General features: G+C 43.2%; 1 protein-coding gene and 1 pseudogene. Both read left to right on the top strand.

Features of this window, described 5'->3' with window-relative positions:
* Nucleotides 1-636, top strand: a 636-nt coding sequence (locus M44_RS18740) for a methyl-accepting chemotaxis protein (RefSeq protein ID WP_010176215.1), incomplete at its 5' end; no start/stop codon positions are given.
* A gap of 157 nt (nt 637-793) precedes the next feature.
* Nucleotides 794-2,338, top strand: a pseudogene (locus M44_RS24410) (fumarate hydratase).
* Nucleotides 2,339-2,374: the final 36 nt, after the last annotated feature.

The raw sequence follows: 2,374 nt of genomic DNA, 5'->3' as shown, positions 1-2,374 counted from the left end.
ACGTCGTTCTACGGTGAAGCCAAAGACATTCAAACATTTGTTAAAGAATTGAATTTAATCTTGCATACATTAAGTGAAAAGATTCAAGAGACCAATACTTTCTCTGATAGCATTAAGCAGATCTCAGAACAAACAAATCTTTTAGCTCTTAATGCTAGTATGGAGGCAGCACGTGCCGGTGAAGCAGGTAAAGGCTTCTCTGTTGTAGCAGAAGAAATTCGTAAGCTTGCTGAAGTAACCAATTCGACTGCTGAGAGCATTACTCGTAACCTAAAAGAAGTAAACGAAGAGAACCGTTTAACTCTAGGTAAAATGCAGGCGAGTGACGAAAGTATGGAACGTATGCTAGTTTCGGTTAATGAAGTGGTTTCCTATTTCGATCAATTAAAGGCAAGAGTTAATCGAATTGGTCAAGAGTTTCATGCAACGGATGATGTTACGCGCTCTGTTCTACGTAACTCTCAAGAAGTGGAAAAATCAACGTCAGAACTAGCTGCGATTATTGAAGAGGCAAGTGCGGCACTTGAGGAAATGAGTGCAACGGTCGAAACCTTGACAGATGACAATGTGGTTATTGGTAATGTGATGAACCATACAGCTGAAGAAGCGAAGAAGTTAATGGAATCAACAAAATAATCTAAGAAACGGCAGACTCAGTTAATCGGGTCTGTTTTTTTATAGATAAAGAAACCGTTTTCACCTTCCTCTTTCTTCTAGCAAGCTATGGCAGTATAATAGAAGGAGAATATATAGACCATGCAAAGGGAAAACGAGGGGGAAATCGTTCATGAATATGGAATTGTTGGTGAAAAGTATGTACGAGCTTGTGGTGGAGACGTCTACGAATCTACCAAGGGATGTGAGGCGATCCATAAAATTGGCGAAAGAGCGCGAAAACGCAGGCACTCGTTCGGCAATGAGCTTAGACACGATTTCAACGAATATTAAAATGGCAGACGACCAAGTGTCGCCTATTTGTCAGGATACAGGATTGCCGACGTTTAAGATTAAAACGCCAATTGGTGTCAATCAATTACAATTAAAAGAAGCGATCTTTGAAGCGATTCAGCTTGCAACAAAGAACGGGAAGCTTCGTCCAAACTCGGTGGATTCATTAACGGGGGCCAATAGCGGTGACAACTTAGGTGCAGGTACACCTGTCATTAAGTTCGAGCAATGGGAGAAAGACTATATTGACGCTCGCCTGATTTTAAAGGGTGGAGGGTGTGAAAATAAAAATATCCAATACAGCTTACCTTGTGAACTAGAAGGCTTAGGTCGTGCGGGACGTGATTTAGACGGTATCCGTAAATGTATTATGCATTCCGTCTATCAAGCTCAAGGTCAAGGATGTTCAGCCGGATTTATTGGTGTAGGAATTGGCGGAGACCGCTCCTCAGGATACGATTTAGCGAAGGAGCAACTGTTCCGTTCAGCAGACGATGTAAACCCACATGAAGACCTACGAAAGCTAGAAGAATACGTAATGAATAACGCGAACGAGCTAGGGATTGGAACCATGGGCTTTGGAGGAGAGACCACCCTTTTAGGCTGTAAAATTGGTGTCATGAACCGCATCCCAGCGAGCTTTTTCGTATCTGTTGCATACAACTGCTGGGCTTTCAGAAGGTTAGGGGTAAAAATGGATCCGGAATCAGGTAGAATCACAGACTGGATGTACCAAGAAGGAGACAAACCGGACCTAACGAGTGTAGCAGCAGCGGAAACAGCGGCAACCATTGAAGAAGAGGCTACAACGATTGTTGAACTAGAAGCGCCTATTACAGAAGAAAAGATTCGTTCCTTAAAAGTGGGAGATGTTGTGAGAATTAACGGCATGATGTACACCGGACGTGATGCGATCCACAAACATTTATCAGACCACGAGGCTCCAATTGATCTTGACGGTCAAATTATTTATCACTGTGGCCCAGTCATGTTAAAGGACGAAGCCGGCGTATGGCATGTAAAAGCGGCTGGCCCAACCACAAGTATTCGTGAGGAACCCTATCAAGGAGATATCATGAAGAAATTTGGCATTCGAGCTGTTATTGGTAAAGGCGGCATGGGGGCTAAAACTCTCAAAGCACTAGAAGAACACGGCGGAGTATATTTGAATGCAATCGGCGGAGCGGCTCAATACTACGCTGACTGTATCAAAGAAGTTAAAGGTGTGGATCTGATGGAATTCGGAATTCCCTGAAGCATGTGGCACTTAGAAGTTGAAGGGTTCACAGCAGTAGTGACAATGGGATCTCACGGTCACTCTCTGCATGAGAGTGTAGAGAAGACGTCACTTGAAAAGTTGAGTCAGTTTAAAGAGAGAGTATTTTTATAGGTGAATCAATAAAGAAGGACATTCCATACACTTGGG

This window comes from Bacillus coahuilensis m4-4, from assembly GCF_000171615.1.
GTDB lineage: Bacteria > Bacillota > Bacilli > Bacillales > Bacillaceae_K > Bacillus_T > Bacillus_T coahuilensis.
This window is presented reverse-complemented; position numbering and strand designations above follow the sequence as displayed.